Source organism: Streptomyces sp. NBC_01241 (assembly GCF_041435435.1).
Lineage (GTDB): Bacteria > Actinomycetota > Actinomycetes > Streptomycetales > Streptomycetaceae > Streptomyces.
The window spans coordinates 7,233,426-7,258,090 of sequence record NZ_CP108494.1; the positions used below are offsets into that span (position 1 = coordinate 7,233,426).

The following is a 24,665-nucleotide window of genomic DNA, read 5'->3' on the forward strand; positions in this document are numbered from 1 at the left end:
ATCGCTGGGATACTGCTGCCATGCCTCGCGTGTTGCTGATCGAAGACGACCCGTCCGTACGCGAAGGGGTCGAGCTGGGCCTGCGACGGCGCGGGCACGAGCTGCGGGGCGTCGAGACCGGTGAGGAGGGGCTGGCCGCGCTGGGCGAGTTCCGGCCCGATCTGGTGCTGCTCGATCTGATGCTCCCCGGAGTGAACGGGTGCAGATCTGCCGCCGCATACGGGAGACCAGCCAGCTGCCGATCATCATGCTCACCGCGCGCGGCGACGACTTCGACGTGGTCGTCGGGCTGGAGGCCGGCGCCGACGACTACATCGTCAAGCCCGCCCGTACCGAAGTGATCGAGGCCAGGATCCGGGCCGTCCTGCGCAGGCTCGCCGAGCCCGCGGGGCGCACCGTCGCACGGGCGTTTGCCCTGCCGGTGGAAGGCGACTCCTCGGGTCCGGGGCACGTGTGGCGTGGCTCCGACAAGGCGGTCGCCATGCTCTTCGGCGGGCCCACCCAGGCCGAGGCCGAGGCGGGCCTCCGTACCGAACTTCCGCACATTCGAGCCGTGTTGAGGCTGGCTCTGTGGCCGGACGGTGTGTCGGTCCGGGTGAACACCGCCGTCACGGAACTCTCCGAGGTCGCCCGGCAGCAGCTGATCTGCACGGCCGCGCAGGCCCGCACCACGGACCGGAGAGCGGCGGTGAAGGTGACCGGCACCGACGGTGTCATCGGGCCGGCCCACTCCGTCTGACGAACGTCCGGCCCCGTGGCATGTTTCGTGGGGGTGCGGGGATCAGCCCGTCGCCCGGTGCGAGTTGCGCGGTGCCGGTACGGGGGTCTGCGCGGACCGTGTCACATCGGCGACGAGTTCCACCACATCGGGTCCGTATGCCTGCGAGTTGACCACCTTCAGCAGCAGGCAGAAGGTGCTGTTGCCGTGCTTGCGGGACAGCTTCTCGTAGTTGCGGGCCAGATATCGGGAGGCCGCCTGGTTGGTGATCGCCCGCTGTCCACAGAACAGGAAGACCGGACGGGCATCCTGACTGACCGTCAATCTTGCCAGCAGCACGTATTCGGCGAGGCCCTTCTCCGCCCGGTAGCGTTCCGAACCGATCTGGAAGGCGCCCCGGTCCGGACCGGGCTCCGGATCGGTGTTGATCCGCACACCGGGCAGCAGGGAATGCAGATGGGCGGCCATCCGCCGGTTGGAGCCCGGTCCGCCGACACAGAATTCGGTGCGCTCGCCGAAGCCCTGCTGCGCGATGTCGTGGGACAGGATCTGCGCGTGTGCCGAACAGTCCTTGATCAGCGCCGAGAGCTCGAGGAGGGCGAAGACGTCGTACCGATGGACGGCGCCGTCGCCGCCTGCGTCGCGGTTGACGACGAGCAGGCACTCGGAATTGTCCGGCAATCCGAAGAACGCCTGCTTGCGGCGGAGCTTGCGGCGCCAGAGGTAGGTGCGGGCGATCCAGCCCAGCGCGGCGCTGATGCCGGCGGCTATCACGCCCAGCACGATGTTGCGTACGTCGTCAGTCATGGGCGGGCATGTTAGCGGGCGAGATCGGCCCCGGGTTCACGAGTGGTCCTGACGGGGCGGGGCGTGCGGCGTTACCCTGCGGCGGACAATCCTTCACTGGAGGTGCGCATGCGACGTCCCGTCGCGCGGTATGTGTCGTTGCCGGTCGTTCTCGCAGCTGTCGTCACGATGGGGGCGGCGGCCCCGTCCTCGTCCGCACCACCGTCCCAGCCACCGCCCAAGTCGCCGGTGGCGGTGGGGTACGGAGGGGCGGTCTCCAGCGTAGACGCGGATGCGTCGGCCGCCGGCATCGAGGTGCTCCGCAAGGGCGGCAACGCGGTGGACGCGGCGGTGGCGACCGCGGCGGCGCTCGGCGTGACCGAGCCCTACTCCTCGGGTCTCGGGGGTGGCGGCTATTTCGTCCACTACGACGCCAGGACGCACACCGTGGAAACGATCGACGGCCGCGAGACCGCACCGCGCAGTGCGGACTCCTCGCTGTTCCTGGAGAACGGCAAGCCGCTCGCCTTCGACGACGCCGTCACCAGCGGACTCGGCGTGGGCACCCCCGGTACCCCGGCCACCTGGGCGACCGCGCTCGACGCCTGGGGCAGCAAATCGCTGCGGCAGGTGCTGAAACCGGCCGAACGGCTCGCCAAGGACGGCTTCGTCGTCGACAGCACGTTCCGCTCGCAGACCGAGGGCAATCAGGCCAGGTTCGCCGACTTCCCGGCGAGCCGGAAGCTCTTCCTGCCGGGCGGCCAACTGCCCGTGGTCGGCTCGGTGTTCAAGAACCCCGATCTGGCGCGTACGTACGAACAGGTCGGCCGCGAGGGCATCGACGTGCTGTACAAGGGCGAGTTGGCCGACGATGTCGTGCGGACCGTACGCAACCCGCCAGTGGACCCGAAGGCCGGCCGGGTCGTACGGCCCGGCGACCTCACGGCCAAGGACCTGCGGTCCTACCGGGTGCTGCGGCAGGCGCCGACGAAGGTCGGCTACCGCGGCCTCGACGTGTACGGCATGGCGCCGTCCTCGTCCGGCGGCACGAGCGTCGGTGAGGCGCTCAACATCCTTGAGTCCACCGACCTTTCGAAGCTGAGCGAGGCGCAGTACCTGCACCGCTACATCGAGGCGAGCCGGATAGCGTTCGCGGACCGCGGGCGGTGGGTCGGCGACCCGGCGTTCGAGGACGTACCGACGCGGGGGCTGCTCAGCCAGCGGTTCGCCGACTCGCGGGAGTGCCTGATCAAGGACGACGCGGTGCTGACGAGCCCGCTGGCGCCGGGAGATCCCAGCCACCCGGCCGACTGCGGGACCGGTGGCACGGCCGTCCCGACGACGTACGAGGGGGAGAACACCACCCATCTGACGACCGCCGACAAGTGGGGCAACGTCGTCGCGTACACCCTCACGATCGAGCAGACGGGCGGCAGCGGCATCACCGTGCCGGGGCGCGGCTATCTGCTCAACAACGAGCTGACGGACTTCTCGTTCGCGCCCGCCAACCCGGCGGTCCACGACCCGAACCTGCCCGGTCCGGGCAAGCGTCCGCGCTCGTCCATCTCGCCGACGATCGTGCTGAAGCACGGCGAGCCGGTGCTGGCCCTCGGGTCGCCGGGCGGTGCCACGATCATCACGACCGTACTGCAGTCGCTCATCGGCACGGTCGACCGCAGGCTGCCCCTGGTCGACGCCATCGCGGCGCCGCGCGCCAGCCAGCGCAACTCGGCGACCACGGAACTCGAACCGGGACTGTGGAACAGCCCGGTGCGGGCACAACTGGAGTCGCTGGGGCATGCCTTCAAGCTGAACCCGGAGATCGGTGCGGCGACGGGGGTGCAGCGGCTGCCGGACGGACGGTGGCTGGCGGCCGCCGAGAAGGTGCGCCGGGGCGGGGGCTCCGCGATGGTCGTGAAGCCGAGCGACCGTCCCTGATGCTCGGAACAACTAGGCGTGCGGGAGCCGGGGTGATCACAGCGCGGTCAGGATCCGCGGACCGTCGTCGGTGATCGCCACCGTGTGCTCGGCGTGCGCGGCCCGGCTGCCGTCGGACGTGCGCAGTGTCCAGCCGTCCCGGTCCGGATGGAACGCGTCGTTGCCGCTGCCGATCAGCATCGGCTCGATCGCCAGCACCATTCCGTGCCGCAACGGCATGCCGCGACCCGGCCGCCCCTCGTTGGGGACGGCCGGGTCCTCGTGCATCGACCGGCCTACGCCGTGGCCGCCGAACCCCTCCGGAATGCCGTAACCGGCCCGGCGGCACACCGTGCCGATCGCATGCGCGATGTCACCGATCCGATTCCCGACGACCGCCGCCGCGATTCCCGCCTCCAGCGCCGCGAACGCCGTGTCGATCAGCCGGGTGTCCGCCGGCCGGGCGCGCCCGACGGTGAAACTGATCGCCGAATCGCCCGCCCAGCCGCCGAGCGTCGCGCCCGCGTCGATGCTCACCAGGTCGCCGTCGCGCAGCCGCTGGTCGGTGGGGATGCCGTGCACGATCGCGTCATTGACCGATGCGCAGATCACGGCGGGGAACGGAGTGGGGGCGAAATGCGGCCGGTAGTTCAGGAACGGCGACCCGGCGCCCGCCTCGCGGAGAACCTCACGGGCCACCTCGTCGAGTTCGCGCAACGAGACGCCGACTGCCGCCGCTTCCCGTACGGCCGTCAGCAACTGCGCCACGATCCGGCCGGTCTCGCGCATCGCTTCGATGGATGTGTCTGTCTTGAGTTGCACCATGCCAATTACTATACCGGTCTGGGCGGTATTAGAATGACGGCATGGTACGAACGCCCCTCACCCCGGAAGAGCGCCGCCGCGGCGAACGGCTCGGAGCGCTGCTCCGCGAGGCGCGCGGCGGGCGCAGCATGGTCGAGATCGCGGCGAGCGCCGGAATCTCCGCCGAGACGCTCCGCAAGATCGAGACGGGCCGGGCCCCGACCCCCGCGTTCTTCACCGTCGCGGCGCTGGCCGGGGCGCTCGGACTCTCGATGGACGAACTGCTCACGCGCTGCGCCCCGGAGCCGGATGCGGTGCCGCTGGCCGGGTAGGGGCGCGTGTTCCGCGCGGAGGCCGGGGCGACCGCCCCGGGTTCAGTGTGGGCCTGCGCGACCGACCGCCGCGGGCTCAGTCGGCGACGGCAAGCTGGATCCGCCGGTGGCGCGGGTTGTCGATCTCGTCCAGCAGCGCGACCGCCAGATCGGGATGCGAGATGTGCCCGGTGCCGTCGAGCAGGGTGCCCTGTGCGCTCCGATAGGTGCCGGTGCGCGGCCCGGCCGCGTCCAGGTCCATCGGCGGTACCACCATGAGCCAGTCGAGCTGGCCGCCCGCCGAGACGAGCGTGTCGAACTCGGCGGCGTGCCCCTGCGAGAAGACCCGGTACGGCTCCGGGAAGTCCGGCGCGTCCATCACCCGTACACCCGGTGCGGTCTCCAGCGTCGAGGCGATCCCGAGCGTCACCAGGCGCCGCACCCCAGCCGCCTCCAGACCCGCGACGAGGGCCTTCGCCGCAGCGACGAAGAACTCCTCGGACGGGACGTCCAGGCGCGCAGACGCGTTGATCGCGGCGTCGTGCCCGGCCGCGACGGCGGCCACCGAGCCGGGATCGGTGGCGTCGCCGGGTACGATGTCGACCCCCGCGCCGGCCAGGCCCGGGTGACGGTCCGGGTCGCGGACGACGGCGGTCACGGTGTGCGCGCGGCGGACGGCCTCGGCCACCGCGGCCCGCCCGACCTGGCCGCCCGCACCGAAGACGACGATCCTGCTGCTCATGGGAACTCCCCGCTCTCGTACGGCATCTGCCGCAATGAACGGTAGGACGGGACCCCCTGGTTACTGCAAAGGTACTGGGCTAATTTCGGAAGGATGAGAGAGCCGTTGCCCGCCGACATGTTCGCCGACCCCGGCTGTCTGAGCCGCATCCAGCCGTTCCGGTTCGCCGGCAAGTGGTCCGCCATGGTGCTGCGCTGTCTGGCCGGCGGGCCGCGCCGCTTCGGCGAGTTGCGGGTGCCGATGCACTTCGTGACCCCGAAGGTCCTCACGGAGACGCTGCGGGCCCTGGAGCGCGATGGCCTCCTCACCCGTACCGTCCATGACGAACGGCCGCCACGGGTGGAGTACGAACTGACCCCGCTCGGCCGCTCGCTCCTCGGCCCGCTCGACACCGCCTGCGACTGGACCCGGCAGCACCTGCCCGAACTGCTCCGGGCCCGCGAGGAGTACCGGCCCGACCGACCCGCTACCGCCCGTGAAGAGGCGTAGGGGCTCCGTTCGGGTCGGCGGGCTCCGAGGCGCGGCCGTGCACCGCTCAGGGCACTCCCGCACCGTCGCTCCGCTCGCTCCGGCCGGCCCGCGCTCCGTCCTGGTCCTGAGGCGGCGGGTAGAACCGCCGGGCCCAGCGCCGGAACGGGTCGATCGGACCGTCACCGGGCGCGAGCCGGGGCGGCTGCTGGTACTGCTTGTGGTTCCGGACCGGAAAGTCGGCGGCGGTGAATTCGCAACTCGACCGGAAGATGGCGCCATTCAGCAGCCGGGCGGCGGTTCGGCTCAACACCCGTGCGAGCGGGGCCGGCATCCGGGCCGGTTCCGCGAACGCGACGCGGCTGCGCCGTATCCCGTCCGAACGCACGTGCCGTCGGGGCCGAACGCGAAGCAGTGGAAGGGGCAGAGATCGTCTCCGTCGGCCTTCGCCGGACTGCCAGGGCAGGCGGCCGGCCCACCGGCCTCGACGCGAACTGCACGTACGTCCCTACCGGGCCTGCTGCTCGTATCCCACGAGACGGACGCAGACGGCGAGTCCCTCGATCGCCTGCTCCAGCTCCGCGAGTCCCGGGTAGCTGGGCGCGATCCGGATGACCGCGTCGCGCGGGTCGTCGCCGTACGGGTGGGTCGCGCCGGCCGGGGTCAGCACGATGCCCGCCTCGCCGGCACGGCGGACGACCTCCGCGGCGCAGCCGTCCGGCACTTCGAGGGTCACGAAGTAGCCGCCCCGGGGGGAGGTCCAGGTCGCCAGCCCGGTCCCGCCGAGCTCGGCCTCCAGGATCCGGGCCACCGCCTCGAACTTGGGCTGCAGCAGGGCGCGCTGGCGCTCCATGTGGGCCCGCACCCCGTCGGCGTCCCGCAGGAACAGCACGTGCCGGAGCTGGTTGACCTTGTCGGGGCCTATCGACCGCTTGGCGTTGTTGCCGAGCAGCCACTGCACGTTCGCGGGCGACGAGCCGAAGAACGCGACACCGGCCCCCGCCGCGGTGATCTTCGAGGTGGAGCCGAACACGAAGGCCCGGTCCGGATTCCCGGCCCCGGCGCAGGCGGCGAGCAGGTCGGCGATCTCGACGGGCTCGTCGGTGAGGTGGTGAGCGGCGTAGGCGTTGTCCCAGAAGATCCGGAAGTCGGGTGCTGCGGTGCTCATCGTGGCGAGCCGCGCCACGGTCGCGTCGCTGTAGCAGACGCCGTCCGGGTTGCTGTACTTCGGTACGCACCAGATGCCCTTGATCGCCGGGTCCTCGGCGACGAGCCGCTCCACGGTCTCCATGTCCGGGCCCTCGGGAGTCATCGGCACCGGGATCATGTCGATCCCGAACCGCTCGCAGAGCGCGAAGTGCCGGTCGTAACCGGGCACCGGACACAGGAACGCGATCCGCTCCTGCTCCACCCAGCGCGACGTGGCGCCCGGCACCACGCTCAGCAGTGCGTGCACCAGGCAGTCGTGCATCAGCTCAAGGCTGGAGTTCCCGGCCGCGAGCAGCTGCCCGACCGGCACCTGGAGCACCCCGGCGAATATCTCCCGGAGCTCCGGCAGCCCCTGCAGCCCGCCGTAGTTGCGTATGTCCGTTCCGTCGGCGGCGGTGTGCCGTCCACCGGGCAGGCTCAGCAGCTCCTCGGAGAGGTCGAGCTGCTGCGGTGCCGGCTTGCCCCTGGTGAGGTCGAGCGAGAGCCCGAGTCCCGCGAGGTCCCGGTAGTCCTGACGGGCCCGCTCGAGGCGCCCGGTCAGGGTGTCGGGGCTCAGCTCGGTGGTCATGGTGGTTCCTCTCACAGGTGCCGTGCAGACGGGGTGGTGCCTGCCGAGAATACAAACCGGCGCGCGGGACCGGTCCGGGAGCAGGTCACCGTGCGGCCTCGGGCGGCGCGCGCATGTGGACCGCACGGGTGTGAAACATGATCGACTCCGCCGGTTCACGGCGATGGTCTTGCCCCGCTGTGTGACGGGGCTTACGTTCTCCTCTACGCACGTGTCTACGGGCGTAGAAACGCGTAGAGGCTCTCTGACGCCGCGTCGAAGGAGCAGCTCATGTCCCAAGTCGTACGCGCCGCACTCGTCCAGGCGACCTGGACCGGCGACACCGAATCCATGATCGCCAAGCACGAGGAGCATGCGCGCGAGGCCGCCCGCCGGGGCGCGAAGATCATCGGCTTCCAGGAGGTGTTCAACGCCCCCTACTTCTGCCAGGTACAGGAACCCGAGCACTACCGCTGGGCCGAGGCCGTCCCGGACGGGCCCACCGTCCGGCGGATGCAGGAACTCGCCCGCGAGACCGGCATGGTGATCGTCGTGCCGGTCTTCGAGATCGAGCAGTCCGGCTTCTACTACAACACCGCCGCCGTCATCGATGCCGACGGCTCCTATCTCGGCAAGTACCGCAAGCACCACATTCCCCAGGTCAAGGGCTTCTGGGAGAAGTACTACTTCAAGCCCGGGAACGTCGGCTGGCCGGTCTTCGACACCGCCGTCGGCAAAGTCGGCGTCTACATCTGCTATGACCGGCACTTTCCGGAGGGATGGCGTCAACTCGGGCTCAATGGAGCCCAGTTGGTGTACAACCCGTCTGCCACCTCGCGCGGCCTGTCCAGCTACCTCTGGCAGCTGGAACAGCCCGCTTCCGCCGTCGCCAACGAGTACTTCGTCGCCGCGATCAACCGCGTCGGCCAGGAGGAGTACGGCGACAACGACTTCTACGGAACCAGCTACTTCGTCGACCCGCGCGGCCAGTTCGTCGGCGAGGTCGCCAGCGACAAGGAAGAGGAACTAGTCGTCCGCGACCTCGACTTCGGCCTCATCGACGAGGTCCGTCAGCAGTGGGCGTTCTACCGGGACCGCCGGCCCGACGCGTACGAAGGACTGGTGGAGCCGTGAGCAGCCTGCACGAACGCCATCTGGCCGTCAGCCCCAACTGGCTGGCGCTCTACTACAAACACCCGCTGGAGATCACCCACGGCGAGGGCCGCCACGTCTGGGACGCCGACGGCAGGCGCTACCTGGACTTCTTCGGCGGCATCCTCACCACCATGACCGCGCACGCACTGCCCGAGGTGACCAAGGCGGTCAGCGAGCAGGCCGGGCGGATCATCCACTCCTCCACGCTCTACCTCAACCGGCCGATGGTCGAGCTGGCCGAACGCATCGCCACGCTCTCCGGCATTCCGGACGCCCGGGTCTTCTTCACCACCTCCGGCACCGAGGCCAACGACACGGCCCTGCTCCTCGCCACCGCGTACCGCAGGTCCAACCAGATCCTCGCGATGCGCAACAGCTACCACGGCAGATCCTTCTCCGCGGTCTCCATCACCGGCAACAACGCGTGGTCGCCCACGAGTCTGTCGCCGCTGCAGACGCTGTACGTGCACGGCGGCGTCCGCACCCGGGGACCGTACGCGCACCTCGGCGACACCGACTTCATTGCGGCCTGCGTCGCCGATCTGGAGGACCTGCTCGGCCACATCCGCGAGCCCGCCGCCCTGATCGCGGAACCCATCCAGGGCGTCGGCGGGTTCACCTCACCGCCCGACGGTCTGTACGCGGCCTTCCGCCGGGTCCTCGACCGCCATGGCATCCTGTGGATCTCCGACGAGGTGCAGACCGGCTGGGGCCGCTCCGGGGAACACTTCTGGGGCTGGCAGGCACACGGCGAGAACGGGCCGCCGGACATCCTCACCTTCGCCAAGGGCATCGGCAACGGCATGTCGATCGGCGGTGTCGTGGCCCGCGCCGACGTCATGAACTGCCTCGACGCCAACTCCATTTCGACCTTCGGCGGCTCCCCGGTCACCATGGCGGCCGGCCTCGCCAACCTCTCGTACCTCCTCGAACACGATCTGCAGGGCAACGCCCGGCGCGTCGGCGGGCTGCTGACCGAGCGGCTGCGTGCGGTCGGCGCGGCTTCCGCGTGTGTGCGGGAGGTGCGCGGCCGGGGCCTGATGATCGGCATCGAGCTGGTGAAGCCCGGCACCGACGAGGCGGACCCGCAGGCGGCCGCCGCCGTGCTCGAAGCGGCCCGGGAGGGCGGCCTGCTCATCGGGAAGGGCGGCGGTCACAACACCAGCGTGCTGCGGATCGCGCCACCGCTCTCCCTGACCATCCCGGAGGCGGAGGAGGGCGCGGCGATCCTGGCCGAGGCCCTGCGGTCGGTGGGATGAGAAGCGCCGGCTGAGCGACGGAGGTGCGGGCGACGGAGGTGTGGGCGACGGCCGGTGTACGTGACTGTGCCGCCCGCCGCCGTCGCGTTCCCCGTGCTCACCCCCGCACGAGCCGCGCCCGTACCGGAGGCGACCCTCGCCGAGTGACCCGTACGAGGTCCGGTGCTCCCGGACGGTACGTATACGCCGCGTCGCGGCGCCGTTCCCCGCCCGGGAACGGCGCCGCGACGCGTCGTGCTGTGGGCCGGTGGAGTGCCGGACGGGGGGAACCGAAACGTCTTCAGCGGTTAGCCGCAGCGGTATTGCCACAGTGGGTAGCTCACTTCTACGTTCTTCACACGCACTTCGTCTACGTGCGTAGACCCGTTCCGCCACCGTGAGGAGGGGTACATGACCCGCACCGTCATCCACGGTGGCCTCGTCATCACCGCGTCCGACGAAATGCATGCCGACGTACTCATCGAGGGCGGTCGCATCGCCGCCCTCGCGGCAGCCGACACCGACGCGGCCGAGAGCTGGAGCGCCGACCGGCGGATCGACGCCACCGGCAAATACGTCATCCCGGGCGGTGTCGACGCGCATACGCACATGGAGATGCCGTTCGGCGGCACCTACGCCTCCGACACCTTCGAGACCGGTACGCGGGCCGCGGCCCGGGGCGGCACCACCACGATCGTCGACTTCGCCATCCAGTCCGTGGGCCACGCGGTCCGCGAAGGGCTCGACGCCTGGTACGCGAAGGCCGACGGCAACTGCGCCATCGACTACGCCTTCCACATGATCCTTTCCGACGTGAACGAGTCCTCGCTCAAGGAGAGGACCTTCTCGTATCGGAGGGAGTCACCTCCTTCAAGGGTTTCATTGGCTCGGGTGACCAGGAATGTTCAGTACTCGTAGGCATCTGACCTGCAGGGACGCGGAGATCTCGAACGGCCGGCGGGGCGGAGTCGCCTATCTGTCCCGCCGGTAGATCCTCATCGGGGCGCACCGGGCGGGCAAGAACGGTTCAAGAGCGAACGCCGTTGATCCGACGCGAATGGAGCAGAAGCTATGGCACGCACTCTCATCACGGGCGGACTGGTGATCACGGCCTCCGACGAGTTGCACGTCGATGTGCTCGTCGACGGCAGCCGCGTCGTGGCCATGGCCACCCATGACAGTCATGGGTGGACGGCCGACCATGTCATCGACGCTGCCGGGAAGTACGTGATTCCGGGTGGGGTCGATGGTCACACGCATATGGAGATGCCGTTCGGTGGCACGTTCGCTTCCGATACTTTCGAGACCGGTACCCGGGCTGCGGCGTGGGGCGGCACGACAACCATCATCGACTTTGCGATCCAGTCCAAGGGCGGGTCCCTAAGTGAAGGGCTCGATGCCTGGCATGAAAAGGCGAATGGAAAGTGTGCGATCGACTACGCGTTCCACATGATTATGTCCGATGTGAACGAGTCCTCGCTCAGAGAGATGGACGGGCTCGTCTCGGCCGGCGTCACATCATTCAAACTTTTCACCGCGTACCCGGGGGTCTTCCTCTCTGACGATGGTCAGATCCTTCGAGCCATGCAGCGCGCCGGCTCGAACGGTGGGCTGGTAATGACGCATGCGGAGAACGGTCTCGCGATCGACGTGCTCGTAGAGCAGGCGCTGGCACGTGGTGAGAGGGACCCGCGTTATCACGGCGAAGTCCGAAAGGCGCTCCTTGAAGCGGAGGCGACGCACCGGGTGATCAAGCTCAGCCAAGTTGCGGGTTCTCCCCTCTACGTGGTGCATGTGTCAGCTCAGGAGGCCGTTGCTGAATTGGCGAGAGCTCGGGACGAGGGGCTACCTGTGTTCGGCGAGACGTGTCCGCAGTACCTCTTCCTGTCGACCGACAACCTCGCTGAGCCTGAATTCGAAGGCGCGAAGTACGTTTGCTCCACGCCGCTGCGCCCGAAGGAGCACCAGGAAGCTTTGTGGCGTGGGTTGCGGACGAATGATCTGCAGGTGGTGTCCACGGACCATTGCCCGTTTTGCTTTAAGGGGCAGAAGGAGATGGGGCGGGGAGACTTCTCGAAGATCCCGAATGGCATGCCGGGTGTCGAGAACCGCATGGATCTGTTGCACCAGGCCGTTGTTGACGGGCATATCAGCCGACGTCGCTGGATCGAGATTGCCTGTGCTGCGCCTGCTCGTATGTTTGGCCTGTATCCGAAGAAGGGCACGATCGCTCCGGGAGCGGACGCCGACATCGTCATCTACGACCCGACTGCCGAGCAGATCATTTCCGCAGAGACGCATCACATGAATGTCGACTACTCGGCTTACGAGGGCAAGCGTGTAATGGGGCGGGTTGAGACCGTGCTGTCGCGCGGGGTTCCAGTGATCGACAACCGTGCGTACGTGGGGAAGGCCGGGCACGGATCCTACTTGCCGCGAGGTATTTGCCAGTACACGAACTGAATCGGCAGGGTCCGGTGATCGCTGGTCCTCCATCCCGCCCCGGTATGCCTGATGGATGGTCCCCCCGTTCGCGGGCACCCGCCGCATGTTGTTGGGCACGGGCGATAGTCGAGTCCACCGGGACGTCCCAGGTGATCAGTCCCTCGGCGTCGGCCTGGGCCTGCAGTTGCTCGAATATGCGATGTCGGGTGCCGTCCCGCTGCCAACGCCGGAACAGGCCGCAGACCGTCTCCCGCGGGCCGTACCGCTCGGGCACGTCCCGCCAGGGAGCGCCAGCGTATGCCGTCTATCAACTGTCGCTCGGTGTGCACCGGTGGCCGTCCAGGCTTCCTTCCGATCGGGAGCAGTGGCTCCGGCTTCGCCCACTGCGCATTCGTCAGATCGCGCCTCCCCATGAAGTGGATCTCGACACGTCGAGATCCACTTCTGAAACGCATCTCAGTTCGGTGGGGAGGAGGGAGCGAGGCGGACTTCATGTCCAGAGCTGTTCGCCGAGAGTCCCGGCGGGTGCGGTGCCGGGCAGGACGTAGGCCACGGCCGAGGCCCGGTGTTGGAGGAAGGGGGTGAGGGCGTCGCGGGCGGCCAGACGGTCCTGGACGCGGGTGAACCGGGCAGGGTCGCGCATGAAGGCGCAGAAGAGAAGGCCGCGGTCGGTCGGGCCGTCGTCGTAGCTGTAGCTGCGGCGGAGCATACGTGCGCCGCCGTCGAAGCGGGGGCTGGCAAGACGCACGTGGGCGGTGGCCGGGATGACGTAGGAACCGTCGGGGTTCTTGGCGTAGATGTCCGGCTCGTCATGCTCGGCGGTGCCGCTGAGGGGGACGCCGTCGCGGGCGCGGCGGCCGATCACCCGGTCGTGCTCGCCCTCGGGGAGGGCCGCGAAGCCGGTGACGTCCATGCGGATCCTGCGGTAGACCAGAACGGTGCCGTTCTGGTGGGCTCCGGGTGGGCCCCAGACCCACTGCTCGGCCGCCGCGTGATCGGGGTTGGCGATGCCGTCCTTGGAGCCGAACAGGTTGCGAGGGGTGGTGCCCGGGGTCGTGGGGGGCAGGAAGCCGGACTGGGTCCAGCGTGGTACGGCGCCGGCGGCGTGCGCGGCCGTGTCGACGAGTTCGGCAACGATGGTGAGCGTCCAGCGGTCGGCTGCGCACAGTTGGACCAAAAGATCGCCGTTGCTGCGGTGCGGGTCGAGACGGTCGCCGGGGAAGGACGGCAACTCACCGAAGGAAGCGGGGACGTTGAGGCCGAGTCGGGCGGCGAGGGCGGGGCCGATGCCGACCAGGGAGGTGAGCCGGGTTGTGCCGCCGCTCTGGAGTCGCGGATCCGGCGGGGCGTCGGAGGCCGCGGCGGCGAGCGTGCGGGTCAGCGCGCCGAGGACGCCTCGCAGGGTCTTCCGGTCGGTGGCGGCGGAGGCCTTCGGGAGGTCGAAGGAGAGCAGGTGCGTCACCGGTTGCTGGGGCGCCGTGACGCCCGCCTGCCGGGCGCCGTGGAAGAGGATCGCGGTCTCGGCCGAGGGGGCGCCGGTGGTGGCACGGCCGGCTGTCCGATCGTCCCTCACCAGTTCGTCGGCCGCCGCGCCGATCCCGGCGGCGAGCACCGCCCCGCCGGCGAGCAGTGCTCGACGCCGCCCGAAACGGGTTGCCGCGGGTCGGGATGAATCCTGCGCATTTCCCTGTTCGGTGGGCATACGCCTATTGGAGACGATAAAACAACTGCCATGCAAATCCTGTCTGCAGAAGGCATGTTGGCACGTACGGCGGTTTCGGTGGCGGTGTTCCGGGCGGCGCTGCGTCTGTCGGTGCTGGTTGTCTCGGCCGCCATGGCGGCCACCGGGTGCTCCGGTACGGGGTCGACGTCCGCCGATGCGCGGCATCCGGCAGGGAGCGTGTTGCGCGTTCCGCAGGACTTCCGCTCGGTGCAGCAGGCGGTGGACGTCGCTCGTGAGGGTGAGACGGTGCTGGTCGGCCCGGGCGTGTACCGGGAGAGCGTGCGCGTCACCAAGTCCCGCGTGGTGCTGCGCGGAACGGACCGCAACGCGGTGGTCTTCGACGGCGGTGTGCGGCTGGCCAACGGCATCACCGTGACCGGCGCCGGCTCGGTGGTCGAGAACCTCACCGTGCACGGCTACCTCGCCAACGGTGTGCTGTTCACCGGTGTCACCGACGAGCGGTTGCAGCAGCGCGGCGCCGGCGGCTCCGCCTACGACCCGCTGGACACCACCCGCTTCCCTGCCGTCCAGGGCTTCCGCGCGACCCGGGTGACGGCGTACAACAACGGCCTGTACGGCATCTACGCCTTTGACGCGCGCGACGGGGTGATCGAGGACTCCTACGCCTCCGGGCACGCCGACTCCGGCATCTACGTCGGCCAGTGCAAGCCCTGCGACACCGTCGTCCGCGGCAACACCGTGGAGCGCAACGCGGTCGGCATCGAACTGACCAATGCCTCGGACGGCCTGTCGGTGCTGGGCAACCGCGTCGCCCACAACCGGGTCGGTGTCACGGTCAACTCCAATGATCTGGAGGCCCTCGCCCCGCAGCACGGCGCGGTGATCGCGGGCAACGTGGTCGCCGACAACAACGCCGCCGACACGCCCGAGCAGGCGGACGGAGGCTTCGGCATCGGCATCGGCATCGGCGGTGGCACCGGGAACCGCGTCCAGCGCAATCTGGTCCGGGGCAACCGGGCGGCCGGGGTGGTCGTCACCGACCCGGCGGGGCATCCGGCGAGCGGCAATCGCGTCGAGGGCAACCGCGCCACTGGCAACGGCACCGACCTCGTGCTGGCCTCGGCCGATCCCAGCAACTGTTTCGCGGACAACCGTCCCGCCATCCAGAGCCCGGACGGCCTGGAGGGCCGCGCGGGCTGCGGCACCCGTCGGGGCGCGCTGCCCAGCGGCCGGACGGCGGTGGTGCAGGCGCCGCCCGGCGTCCCGTTCAGCCAGGTGCCGGCCCCGCCCGCCCAGCCGTCCATGCCGGACCCAACGGCCCCGGGCAGCCCGGCGACCAACCTGCCGGGGGCCGTCGACGCGGCCGCGTACCCGCTCCCGAAGGAGGCGGACGCCGTGCCGCGCTCGCGCTGAGCACGGTGCTCCGGTGGACTCGGCCCCCGTTCACCATGACGCCCTGGAGGGTGAGTTGAGGAGGGTCGTCGGCAATCGCGGAAGCCGGGGCGCATGGCACGGAGATGTCAACCGGTGCCCCAGGGCGTCCCGGGGAGCTTCGCGCGGCCGTCGCGTCCGGAGAACTCCACGGTGGTCGGGGTCCCCAGGCCCGATATCCGCATCGTCACCCGCCGCAGGCCGCCGTCGCCGTCGATCCAGTACGTCAGCGGCGACCGTCCGCCGTCGGGCCCCGCACTGGGCGTGGCGCCCTGGGCGCGCGGCCCGGCGAACCGGTCGTAGTTGCGGTCGTCGATGCGATCACGCTCCAGCCAGCGAGCCCCGGACTGTGCGAGCAACAGCGGGTTGTCGGGGCGGTCCGCACCGAGCTCGATCAGCAACTGGAGCCCGGCGTCCAGGGGATCGGTCGTGTAGGAGCGCGCGGACCAGCCCGAGCGCGGGATGTGCTCGGCCTGCTGCCAGGGCGGGCTGTTGTCGCCCTCCGGTGCGGGGGCGAGGCCGAGGCCGCCGGTGTCCCAGACGATCAGGCCGTGGTCGAGCTGCCCAGCGACGGGCCCGGCAGATCCGGAGACCTCGGTGGAACCGGTGACCTGGTAACTCCCCACGGCCCGATGGGTTCGGTAGTCCACGACCCCCCTGACCCGCACCACCACTCCGCCGCCCTCGGTGGCGGTGAGGGTCACCGCCACGGGACTGGCCTGGTACAGATTCAGCCGCGACAGCGCCAACCTGGACGCCTCCTCCGTCGTCACCGGCCGCTCCGTGGCGGTGTCGTCGGAGAAGGTCCGGTAGGCGGCCAGGCCGCCCGCTGCGACACCGCACGCCGTGATCGCGATCAGTGTTCTCAACCAGAGGGCCCGACGCGGCGTACGGCCGTCGGTCTTTCTCTTCCGAGCCATGCGGTCGCCTTCTCTCGTCGGTCGGTCACACAGGAGGGCGGGTTCGCGAACCGCTGGTCCGCGAACCCGCCCAGTCCGGCCCAGTGGGTCACCGGTGCCGGTCGCCCCGCTTCGGGGCTAGTGGTGCTGTGCCCTTCGCCTGCGCATCAGTACGACCAGAGCCCCGCCGAGGGCGGTAAGCACGGCGCAGCCGGCCAGGGCCAGCAAAACCGCCTGGCTCATGCCGGTGGACGCCAGGCCCGAGTTGGACGCGTGGCCTGGTGCACCCGGTACACCCGGTGCGCCTGGAGCCCCCGGCGAACCCGGTGTGCCCGGTGTGCTGGGTGTGTCCGGTGCCGGCGTCGTCGGTGTCGGTGTCGGTGTCGGCGTCGGCGTCGGCGTCGGAGTGGGGCCGGGCAGCCGCTGGTTGACCGCTGTCACCGAGACCCCCTCGTCGAGGTTGTCGGAGGTCAGCACCAGCGGCCCGAACACCGTCACGTCGGGTACGGCGTACCCTTCGGGCGGGCTGACCTCCTGCCAGTAGTACGTCCCCGGCGCGCCGGCGCCCTGGCAGATGCCGTCGGTCCCCGTCAGGCAGGGCTTGTCGACCGGCGTGTCCGGCTCCGTCCCGGTGTCCTGCAAGCCGTCGGAACCATTCGTCTCCTTCCACAGCTGGAACTTCGCCGTCGCCAGCGGCTTGCCGTCCTGGTCGTGCTTGACCAGACGCAGCGCGCCTTCCTGTTGCCGGAAGCCGAAGTCGTAGGTGTGGTCATTCTCCCCGGGCCCGCCGGTGGTCAGCGCCCGCTCCGGGAACGTCGCGTCGCGCGGGACGATTCCCTTGGAGTCGATGAAGTGGTTGTCGCCGACATCCGCGTCCGTAGGCACCCACTGGTGGAGCGGGCCGCCCTTGGCGTAGTCGGCCGGTTTGTCGAGGCGGATGGTGTACTTGGTCCTCGGCTTCAGGCCGTCGGTGACATTGGAGTCGTCGAAGTAGTACTCGCCGCGCGCCGTCGTCTCGGTCGTGCCCACGAGCTTGCCCGACTCGTCATACAGGTTGACGGTCGCGCCCACGACCGGCCGCTGGCCCGGGTTCTGGATGCCCTTGCGCTCGGGGTCGTACCAGACCCGGTTGCCGATCTGCAGCGGAGCCTGGTCGCAGAGCACCTCCAGGTCACCCATCGAGGCGCCCTTGCCGAACGGGGCCACGGTCCCGGGCGGGTTGAGGCGCAGGCCGCCCTTCGGGTCCTGCTTGCCGTCGCGCTGGACGAAGGAGGTGCCGTACCCGAAGGCGGTGCTGTTGGGGTCGAAGCCGGAGGTCGCGATGGTGTTCTCGACCTTGGAGAGCGCCATGCCCGCGAAGGCCGCGTTGTGATGGGAGCCCATCCGGCTGTTGTCGAAGAAGCGCGTTCCCCGGGGGGAAAGCCCGCAGCCGTTGTTGGTGTCCATCACGTACACCCCGCCCGCCAGGCATGCCTTGTCCAGGTCACCGCCTGACAGGACGTTGGCGGGTGTGTCGGGCGTGGGACCGGCCGGGGCGCGGTCGCCGAAGCGGTCGCGGAAGGCCAGCAGCATGGAGCCGTCGGCCTCGAAACCGATCTCGCCCAACTCCGGTTCTGGTTGGGCCAGATAGCTCTGGCAGGCCTGTCCGTTCTGGGAGGCCGGGAAGGTGTTGGTCCAGGGGAACCAGCCCGCGCCGTCGCATGGGCCACTGCCAACGGTGGACTGACGCGGGTAGTCCAGCGGCTGATCCAGCACCGCCTCGCGGAACGCTCCGGTGGCGAGGTCGAAGGGCATGACCACCGCGCGCAGGTCCGAGAGCTTCCCCGTGGACTCGCCGGAGCACACGCCGCCGAGGTAGCCGACGCCGTCCTGCAGGCCGAGGCCGAAGGGGCGCCAGTCCCCGGCCGCCGGACAACCCGGGTCCGGGATGGCGTAGACGGCCTTCGGCGCCGAAGCGGTCGCCGTCGTGGCGTCGTAGCGGTAGAGCTTGCGGTTGTTGAGGTTGACGACGAACAGGTCCTTGCCGTCATCAGTGATCTTGATGCCGCCCAGGCTCTCCTTGCCCGGTACGACAAGGAAGGCGTCATCGGTACCCGACCCGTGCGCCGTCGTCCCTGCGCCCGGGACGACGGTGAACAGTGTGGTTTTCTTCTGCGTGAGGTCGGTCACGTAGATCCCCCCTGCGCCACCCGGACCGTAGCCCGTGGAGCGCTTGGCCACCGCCGAGGAGAACACCCGCTTGTCGACCTTGTTCCACGCGATGCCGAACAGCGTGCCGGTATCGGCGTTGGTGGCGATGTCCGTGACGTTGACGTCGACGCCGTCCTGGCCGCGTGCGTCGTACGGGAAGGAGACCAGCGTGCGCTGAGCCCCGCCCTCGCGCGCGGCGGGCTGACAGGTCGTCATCAGGGGTGCGTTCTTCTGGCAGTAGTCACCCGGACTCCACAGCCCGGTGGTGTACGCCACGTTCTTCCCGCCGGAGAGGTCGACGAACTCCTCATTGCTGCTCAACTGGTTGGGTGCACCGTCCAGTCCCTGGCGCGAGGCGAAGGCCGGGTACAGCACACCCGGTTTCGGATTCACCACCTGCACCCGGTACTTGCCGTTGGTGGTCTCGCCCGCCGCCGGAGTCAGCGTCACGGTGCCGTCGGCCGCCGTCACCCCCTCGATGCCCGCCCCGGCGTCGTCGGTGAGGGTCACCTTGACGCCCGCGATGCCCGGTTCCAGCGCGGGCGTCCAGACGCCGCTGGTGTCCACGGCCCGGATCACCCGGACCGTCACCGACCCGTCGTCCGCCTGCGAGTACGCCGCAGGCGCCATGGCTAACGAGCCGCTACCGATTCCCAAGGCGAGCGCGACCACGCAGCCAACGGTGCGGCGACCGAGCACGCCCGGACGTCGCCGACGCGGCTCGGGCGCGGCTTCCTTCGCTTGTTCATTAGTGGATGTCATCCCCTGCTCTCAGCGTTCAGAAGGGCCTGATGCCCTGCTCGTGAGGGAGTACGTAGAGATGCGGAGAACCGCCTTGCCAGCGATCTTAGAAGGGTTTTAGGCAAGATCGTGGCGGAATGGCGAACTCGTCCTCCGCCAAACGCTCGCGTAACGGCCTCTGAGTTTGCTCTGTCGGGGATCTTGGTGTTTCCCGGTGCGCGAGCGTGATCGGCGGGCATGCTCGTGGCTGTTTCGTTGACCGATACAGCTGCCGCGGTGTCCGTTGTCGCTCCGTCCCCGTTCGGGTGAGCGGGTCCCGTCTCTGACCGCGCAGATCGCACGGGCGAGCAATCCGGCCGGTACGACGGCGATGTGGGTCAGAGACCGGATGGACGGGCTGTGGTGCGACGAGGACTTCGCGGGCTGGTACCCGCGCGACGGGCGTCCCGGACTCTCGCCCGCCCAACTGGCCACCGTCTGCGTGCTGCAGTTCCTGCTCGGCCTGCCGGACCGGCAGGCAGCGGAGGCGGTCCGCTGCCGGGTTGAGGTTGTGAAGGCGTACACCAAGCCATGAGCGCCAGCGCCCACCGCCACAGCCTCGCCCTCGGCCCTCCCCCGCCTTCGGCTCACAGAAGGCACGCATCATCCACACGCTGGCCGCACAAGTGACGGAATGACAAGATCACGTGGCACGGTGCCCGAAGGCGCCGTCACTCCGTCCTCCAGGGAGTTCCCCACGTGATGAAGAAGATATGGCCGGTCGTCCTTGGCGCCCTGCTCCTCCTCGGCGTCGCCGCACCGCCCAGCCAGGCCGCCGAGCCAAAGAACCTCCAGGTCATGTCGTGGAACATGTGCGGAAGCCAACGCGACTCCTGGGGCTGCGCGGGTACTGGCACCCCCGACCAGAAGACGGACGTGGTCACCTATCACGTGCAGCACGACTACGTGCAGGCCGTTTTGCTGCAGGAGATCTGCGAGGACGACCTCACCCTGCTCATGGGCAAACTCGGCTCCGGGTGGAGCAAGAGCTTCGCGCCGTACCAGTGGGGCCAGGAGGGCGTGAAGTGGAACAGTCGGTGCGGCAACGACGGGGCAGGCAACCGCGCCGACCGCATCGGCACTGCCATCGTGATCAAGGCGGGCATGAAGGACGCGAAGCAGTACCCGATCACGGAACCCTGGATCGGGCAGCAGCAGCCCTTCCACTGCGCCACGGCGACCTACTGGGACGTCACTCTCTGCGCGGTCCACAACTCCCTGCGCGAGGCCAACCCGGAGCACCCCGACTGGGACTACCGCGACGACCAGCTGAAGGACATCCAGAACGTCGTCACGCAGTTCCCCCGCGTGGTCTTCGGCGGGGACTTCAACTCCCTGCCCCCGGACTGGCCGGGCAACACCACCGCCTGGATCTGGCCGGCCGACCTGTACTCCAAGGGCCCCGGCACCCCGGGCTTCCAGGAGTGCGACCAGCAGAACGCGGCACGTACCGGTCGCGCCACCCACGACGGCGGCTGGAAACTCGACTACCTCTTCAGCAGCGAACCGCGCCGCTGGTGCGGGCTGGGCGACAGCGCCTACTCGGACCATCACGTGCTCATCGAGAGCGTGGCCGTGCAGTGATCGCGCCCGGTGGGCCCCTGGTGCACAGGGGCCCACCGGGGCCTCGACCGTGCCCCCCTGGCCTTCTTCACGCCTCACGCGAGAGGCTGCCGACTGCCGCTCTCCTGTATACCAAGGAGCGGCTGGACGCCTCCGAACCCAAATCAGCCGGCTGTTCACCGCGGGCGCGGCCGGCACTGCACCGTGCTGCTGGTCTTGCTGGCCGGGCCGATGAAGGCCCGCCTGTCGTTCGCCGGGTGCACGCTCGGGACACTGGTCGTCCACGGCTCCCTGCCACCGAGGTCAGCCTGGCCGGGATGGTCTGGAGCTCAGCCGTGGCTTCCTGCTGCATATCTCGGCGTAGCGTGGGGCCCGGTTGTCTCTGGCCTTGGTCTTTCAGCTACGGGTCCGCCGCCTTGTGGCGGCGGACCCGTTGTTCTTCTAGAGCCGGCGCCATTCGTCACCGACCTGGTCGGTCTGGCGGATGATCTGTTCTTCGTCCGCGGGAGCGGGCCACACCTGAAGCAGGTACACCTCGACCGGGTCGTCGTCCGGGCCGAGACCGTCCTTGGCGCGTCCCTCGTCGCGGCCCCGGGCGTGGACACGCACGCGGTAGCTTCCCGGTCCGTTGGGGGCAAGGTCGGGCAGGTCCTCGGCTTCGCCGTCCTCCCAGGAGGTGACAAGAGCCGAGCCGGTGGTGGAGATGAACGACGTCTCCACCATCTCGTCCCAGTCACCGTCGTGGAGCGGTGGCTCGGACGGGTGCGTGGTGACGGTGACCTCGGCCGGTCCGACGGTCAGTCCGGTCAGGATGCCGGCCCCGTCCTCCTCGACGGCGATCAGCCCGTTGCCGGCGTCCGCGAGGTCCGGTGCCTGGTCGGTACCGAGGTCCGGGTCGACGATGTAGAACCGACGGGCATACACCCATACACGGGTGGTCCCGCGTTCCTCCGGCATACCGGTGTCTCCTCGGCGTCAGGAGATGGCGATCCAGAAGGCGTCGCCGTTGAGGATCCTATTGTCCTTGTACGCCTTGAGCAGGTACGTGGATCCACCGGCGGTGCTGTTCTGCTTCTCGTTGATCATCCTGCGGCTGAAGACACCCGTCGCTCCGCCTTCCTCGGTCGACGCGCAGGGGGACTCGTCGCAGCTCTTGCCCGTCGGGCTCCACTGCGAAGTTCCGGGCAGAAAATGACAGACCGTCACCTCAAGGTCGGTCGCGTGCGCGAAGTCGGCCAGCACCTTCCTCCAGGCGCGGACCCGGTAGCCGTTGGGGCCGCCGGCGTCAGCGGTGATCAGCGGCCGGGTCGCGCCGGGGTAGTGGTGCCGCCCCTCACCGTGCCACCAGCGGCGCAGGGTGGCGACCGCGAACGCGGCGGTATCCCCGTCACAGCCCACCGACACCCAGCCGGCATCGGCATGCAGGTCGTAGATCCCGTACGGGACCGCCTTCTGCGCATCCTTCTCAGGAAATTCGTGCGCACGCACCTGCACTGGCTGCCCGGCGCGGTGCCACTCGGTCCCCTCCGCCACACCCGGATCCTACGACCCCAACCACCCCATCAAATCGAGGAGTTATTGATCGACGGCTCCCTGGTGTAGAGGACCTCTTCCCAAGGCCCAAAAAGCAGTCCAGGATTGTCCCTCCGCGACTCGCGTTCGAGGCGTCGTTGCACAAGGTTCGGCACGGCCTGATGTGGAAGGATCTCCCGCAGCACGTCGCCCAAGGGCAGCGCCCCCAGGGCCTCTACCCGTGCGCTTGAGTACCTGAACACCGGAGTTTGGGAGAGGGCGGTATGCGCACTGGGCGTCTACGACGGCACCCCGGTTCCACCTTCGTACGGGCTGCCGGACCCCCACATCACCGGAACCTTCGATCCGCGCCTCAGCGGTCCCGCGAGACGCGAGGCAGTCGGCGAGGACCTCACTACGCGGGAGGGTGCACCCCACCACGTTTCAAGGTGTTCATGGCGTGCCCCGATGTCTTCTACAGCGACGACGGCCGGATCCTGCGCGCCATGCAACGGGCCTCCCACAACGGCGGCCTGATTACGCGGCATGCGGAGAACGGCATCGCCAAGCGGCGACTGATGCCCGGCGCGGAGAGCCGGATGGATCTTCTCCATCAGGCGGTCGTGGACGGTCACATCTCGCGCCGCCGCTGGATCGAGATCGCCTGCGCCTCCCCGGCCCGGATGTTCGGCCTCTACCCGAAGAAGGGCACCATCGCCCCGGACGCCGACGCCGACATCGTCATCTACGACCCGGCGGCCGAACAGACCATTTCCGCCGAGACTCCTCACATGAACGTCGACGACTCGGCGTACGAAGGCAAGCGGGTCACCGGCCAGGTCGACACCGTGGTCTCGCGTGGTGAAGCCGTCGTCGACGGACGGAAGTTCACCGGTCGAGCCGGTCACGGCATGTACACCCCGCGCGCCACCTGCCAGTACCTGGACTAGGAGCACCGTCATGGAATTCGGACTTGTCCTCCAGACCGACCCGCCCGCCTCGGCCGTCGTCGGCCTGATGCGCCGCGCCGAACGCAACGGCTTCCGCCACGGCTGGACCTTCGACTCGGCGGTGCTCTGGCAGGAGCCGTTCGTCATCTACAGCCAGATCCTCGAACACACCGAACACCTCGTCGTCGGCCCCATGGTCACCAACCCGTCCACCCGCACCTGGGAGGTCACCGCCTCCACCTTCGCCACCCTCAACGACATGTTCGGCAACCGCACCGTCTGCGGCATCGGCCGGGGCGACTCGGCGATGCGCGTCGCCGGACGCAAACCCAACACCCTGGCCCGCCTCGGCGAGGCCATCGACGTCATCCGCGACCTCGCCGAGGGGCGGGAGGCGACCGTCGACGGGCAGCCGGTCCAGATCCCCTGGGTGAAGAACGGCAGACTGCCGGTCTGGATGGCCGCGTACGGCCCGAAGGCGCTCGCCCTCGCCGGACAGAAGGCCGACGGCTTCATCCTCCAGCTCGCCGACCCGTTCCTCACCGAGTGGATGATCAAGGCCGTACGGGACGCGGCGGTACAGGCGGGCCGCGACCCGGACTCCGTGACCATCTGCGTTGCCGCCCCCGCCTATGTGAGCGACGACCTCGACCACGCCCGCGAGCAGTGCCGCTGGTTCGGCGGCATGGTCGGCAACCATGTCGCGGACCTGGTCTCCCGGTACGGCGAGCACTCCGGACTCGTCCCCGAGGCCCTGACCGCGTACATCGCCGGACGGTCCGGCTACGACTACAGCCACCACGGCCGGGCCGGAAACCCCGACACGGCCTTCGTGCCGGACGAGATCGTCGACCGGTTCTGCCTGCTGGGCCCCGCCGAGGCACACATCGAGAAGCTCCGGGCGCTGCGCGAACTGGGCGTCGACCAGTTCGCCGTCTACAACATGCACGACGCGCGCGAGGCGACGATCGATGCCTACGGCTCGCAGATCATTCCCGCGCTGACGACGTGACAGCCTGACCGCCAGGCCTGTCCGTCCCGCGGTTGTCCTCACCCCACGCACCCCCACGCACCGCCCCGCACGGCACCGCTCCCATGCGAAGGGGCCAGCCGCCATGACATCGACCGTCCCACCCACACCACCCCTGCCACCCGTCCCACCGCAGGACGGGATATCCGACGCGTCGGGCCGCATCGAACTCGCCCCCGGCGTCGTCCCCACCGACAACCGTTTCGTCAACGAGGACCTGCTGCCCGTCCCGCTGGAGCGGCGCCGCTGGACGACGTACAACTTCGCCGCGCTCTGTATCGCGCAA

The 24,665-nt window shown here is 69.4% G+C and carries 19 protein-coding genes and 6 pseudogenes; 14 read left to right on the plus strand and 11 right to left on the minus strand.

The window, feature by feature from the left end; genetic code table 11:
* The first annotated feature begins 20 nt into the window (after positions 1-20).
* Positions 21-739, plus strand: a pseudogene (locus OG306_RS32830) (response regulator transcription factor).
* Positions 740-781: 42 nt separating this feature from the next.
* Here the strand turns inward: OG306_RS32830 and OG306_RS32835 are convergent.
* Positions 782-1,525, minus strand: a complete 744-nt coding sequence (locus tag OG306_RS32835; RefSeq protein WP_266749859.1) for a hypothetical protein — start codon at positions 1,523-1,525, stop codon at positions 782-784.
* A gap of 108 nt (positions 1,526-1,633) precedes the next feature.
* Here OG306_RS32835 and ggt point away from each other — a divergent pair, with 108 nt between their 5' ends.
* The gene (gene ggt, locus OG306_RS32840) at positions 1,634-3,442 is read left to right on the plus strand and encodes a gamma-glutamyltransferase (protein WP_371665957.1); all 1,809 of its coding nucleotides are present in this window, start codon (positions 1,634-1,636) and stop codon (positions 3,440-3,442) included.
* Positions 3,443-3,478: 36 nt separating this feature from the next.
* On the opposite strand, the gene map is transcribed toward ggt, so the two are convergent.
* The gene (gene map / locus OG306_RS32845) at positions 3,479-4,246 is read right to left on the minus strand and encodes a type I methionyl aminopeptidase (RefSeq protein WP_266749862.1); all 768 of its coding nucleotides are present in this window, start codon (positions 4,244-4,246) and stop codon (positions 3,479-3,481) included.
* A gap of 41 nt (positions 4,247-4,287) precedes the next feature.
* On the opposite strand from map, the gene OG306_RS32850 reads away from it, so the two are divergent.
* A complete protein-coding gene (locus OG306_RS32850; protein ID WP_266749864.1) occupies positions 4,288-4,557 on the plus strand; it encodes a helix-turn-helix domain-containing protein in 270 nt (89 codons plus the stop codon).
* 76 nt (positions 4,558-4,633) lie between these two features.
* Here OG306_RS32850 and OG306_RS32855 read toward each other — a convergent pair whose 3' ends face one another.
* Positions 4,634-5,278: an NAD(P)-dependent oxidoreductase gene (locus OG306_RS32855; protein WP_371665958.1), complete on the minus strand. Its 645-nt coding sequence runs from the start codon at positions 5,276-5,278 to the stop codon at positions 4,634-4,636.
* Positions 5,279-5,371: 93 nt separating this feature from the next.
* On the opposite strand from OG306_RS32855, the gene OG306_RS32860 reads away from it, so the two are divergent.
* Positions 5,372-5,767 (plus strand): winged helix-turn-helix transcriptional regulator, encoded by a 396-nt coding sequence (locus OG306_RS32860; RefSeq protein ID WP_266749867.1) that lies wholly within the window; start codon positions 5,372-5,374, stop codon positions 5,765-5,767.
* Between the two features lie 46 nt (positions 5,768-5,813).
* On the opposite strand, the pseudogene OG306_RS32865 reads toward OG306_RS32860, so the two are convergent.
* Both OG306_RS32865 and OG306_RS32870 read right to left on the minus strand, forming a co-directional pair.
* Positions 5,814-6,110 (minus strand): annotated as a pseudogene (locus tag OG306_RS32865) (Rieske 2Fe-2S domain-containing protein); the annotation flags it as partial.
* A 144-nt stretch (positions 6,111-6,254) separates the two neighbouring features.
* Positions 6,255-7,523 carry an aminotransferase class I/II-fold pyridoxal phosphate-dependent enzyme gene (locus tag OG306_RS32870; RefSeq protein WP_266904909.1) on the minus strand — a complete coding sequence of 423 codons (1,269 nt, stop codon included), beginning with the start codon at positions 7,521-7,523 and terminating at the stop codon, positions 6,255-6,257.
* Between the two features lie 270 nt (positions 7,524-7,793).
* Here OG306_RS32870 and OG306_RS32875 point away from each other — a divergent pair, with 270 nt between their 5' ends.
* From OG306_RS32875 to hydA, 4 genes and pseudogenes are all read left to right on the plus strand, one after another.
* Positions 7,794-8,636 carry a nitrilase-related carbon-nitrogen hydrolase gene (locus OG306_RS32875; protein WP_266749869.1) on the plus strand — a complete coding sequence of 281 codons (843 nt, stop codon included), beginning with the start codon at positions 7,794-7,796 and terminating at the stop codon, positions 8,634-8,636.
* A complete protein-coding gene (locus OG306_RS32880) occupies positions 8,633-9,916 on the plus strand; it encodes an aspartate aminotransferase family protein (protein ID WP_266749871.1) in 1,284 nt (427 codons plus the stop codon). Before OG306_RS32875 ends, OG306_RS32880 begins: the two co-directional genes overlap by 4 nt.
* A gap of 390 nt (positions 9,917-10,306) precedes the next feature.
* A pseudogene (locus OG306_RS32885) lies at positions 10,307-10,779 on the plus strand (amidohydrolase family protein); the annotation flags it as partial.
* A gap of 187 nt (positions 10,780-10,966) precedes the next feature.
* A complete protein-coding gene (hydA, locus tag OG306_RS32890; protein WP_266904905.1) occupies positions 10,967-12,358 on the plus strand; it encodes a dihydropyrimidinase in 1,392 nt (463 codons plus the stop codon).
* Between the two features lie 472 nt (positions 12,359-12,830).
* Here the strand turns inward: hydA and OG306_RS32895 are convergent, their stop codons facing one another.
* Positions 12,831-14,042, minus strand: a complete 1,212-nt coding sequence (locus tag OG306_RS32895; RefSeq protein WP_371665959.1) for a Dyp-type peroxidase — start codon at positions 14,040-14,042, stop codon at positions 12,831-12,833.
* 54 nt (positions 14,043-14,096) lie between these two features.
* Between OG306_RS32895 and OG306_RS32900 the strand changes: the two genes are divergently transcribed.
* Positions 14,097-15,437 (plus strand): right-handed parallel beta-helix repeat-containing protein, encoded by a 1,341-nt coding sequence (locus OG306_RS32900; RefSeq protein WP_266749874.1) that lies wholly within the window; start codon positions 14,097-14,099, stop codon positions 15,435-15,437.
* A 107-nt stretch (positions 15,438-15,544) separates the two neighbouring features.
* On the opposite strand, the gene OG306_RS32905 is transcribed toward OG306_RS32900, so the two are convergent.
* Both OG306_RS32905 and OG306_RS32910 read right to left on the minus strand, forming a co-directional pair.
* The gene (locus tag OG306_RS32905) at positions 15,545-16,375 is read right to left on the minus strand and encodes a hypothetical protein (protein ID WP_266749876.1); all 831 of its coding nucleotides are present in this window, start codon (positions 16,373-16,375) and stop codon (positions 15,545-15,547) included.
* 117 nt (positions 16,376-16,492) lie between these two features.
* Positions 16,493-19,174: an SdrD B-like domain-containing protein gene (locus OG306_RS32910; RefSeq protein ID WP_266749878.1), complete on the minus strand. Its 2,682-nt coding sequence runs from the start codon at positions 19,172-19,174 to the stop codon at positions 16,493-16,495.
* 394 nt (positions 19,175-19,568) lie between these two features.
* Here OG306_RS32910 and OG306_RS32915 point away from each other — a divergent pair, with 394 nt between their 5' ends.
* Together OG306_RS32915 and OG306_RS32920 are read left to right on the plus strand one after the other, a co-directional pair.
* On the plus strand, positions 19,569-19,859 hold the full coding sequence (locus tag OG306_RS32915) for a transposase (protein ID WP_266904901.1): 291 nt from the start codon (positions 19,569-19,571) through the stop codon (positions 19,857-19,859).
* Between the two features lie 167 nt (positions 19,860-20,026).
* Positions 20,027-20,908, plus strand: coding sequence for an endonuclease/exonuclease/phosphatase family protein (locus OG306_RS32920; protein ID WP_266749880.1), 882 nt, complete (start codon positions 20,027-20,029; stop codon positions 20,906-20,908).
* Positions 20,909-21,328: 420 nt separating this feature from the next.
* Here OG306_RS32920 and OG306_RS32925 read toward each other — a convergent pair whose 3' ends face one another.
* The 3 genes and pseudogenes from OG306_RS32925 to OG306_RS32930 all read right to left on the minus strand — a co-directional run.
* Positions 21,329-21,844, minus strand: coding sequence for a hypothetical protein (locus OG306_RS32925; RefSeq protein WP_266749882.1), 516 nt, complete (start codon positions 21,842-21,844; stop codon positions 21,329-21,331).
* Positions 21,845-21,862: 18 nt separating this feature from the next.
* Complete coding sequence (locus OG306_RS40970) at positions 21,863-22,075, minus strand: NucA/NucB deoxyribonuclease domain-containing protein (RefSeq protein ID WP_432762253.1); 213 nt, start codon at positions 22,073-22,075, stop codon at positions 21,863-21,865.
* Positions 22,052-22,411: pseudogene (locus OG306_RS32930) on the minus strand (ISAzo13-like element transposase-related protein); the annotation flags it as partial. The gene OG306_RS40970 and the pseudogene OG306_RS32930, both read right to left, overlap by 24 nt.
* A gap of 566 nt (positions 22,412-22,977) precedes the next feature.
* Here OG306_RS32930 and OG306_RS32935 point away from each other — a divergent pair.
* From OG306_RS32935 to OG306_RS40975, 3 genes and pseudogenes are all read left to right on the plus strand, one after another.
* Positions 22,978-23,349 (plus strand): annotated as a pseudogene (locus OG306_RS32935) (amidohydrolase family protein); the annotation flags it as partial.
* Positions 23,350-23,359: 10 nt separating this feature from the next.
* Positions 23,360-24,361, plus strand: coding sequence for a TIGR03842 family LLM class F420-dependent oxidoreductase (locus OG306_RS32940; protein ID WP_327258557.1), 1,002 nt, complete (start codon positions 23,360-23,362; stop codon positions 24,359-24,361).
* 103 nt (positions 24,362-24,464) lie between these two features.
* A pseudogene (locus OG306_RS40975) lies at positions 24,465-24,659 on the plus strand (nitrate reductase); the annotation flags it as partial.
* Positions 24,660-24,665 lie beyond the last annotated feature (6 nt).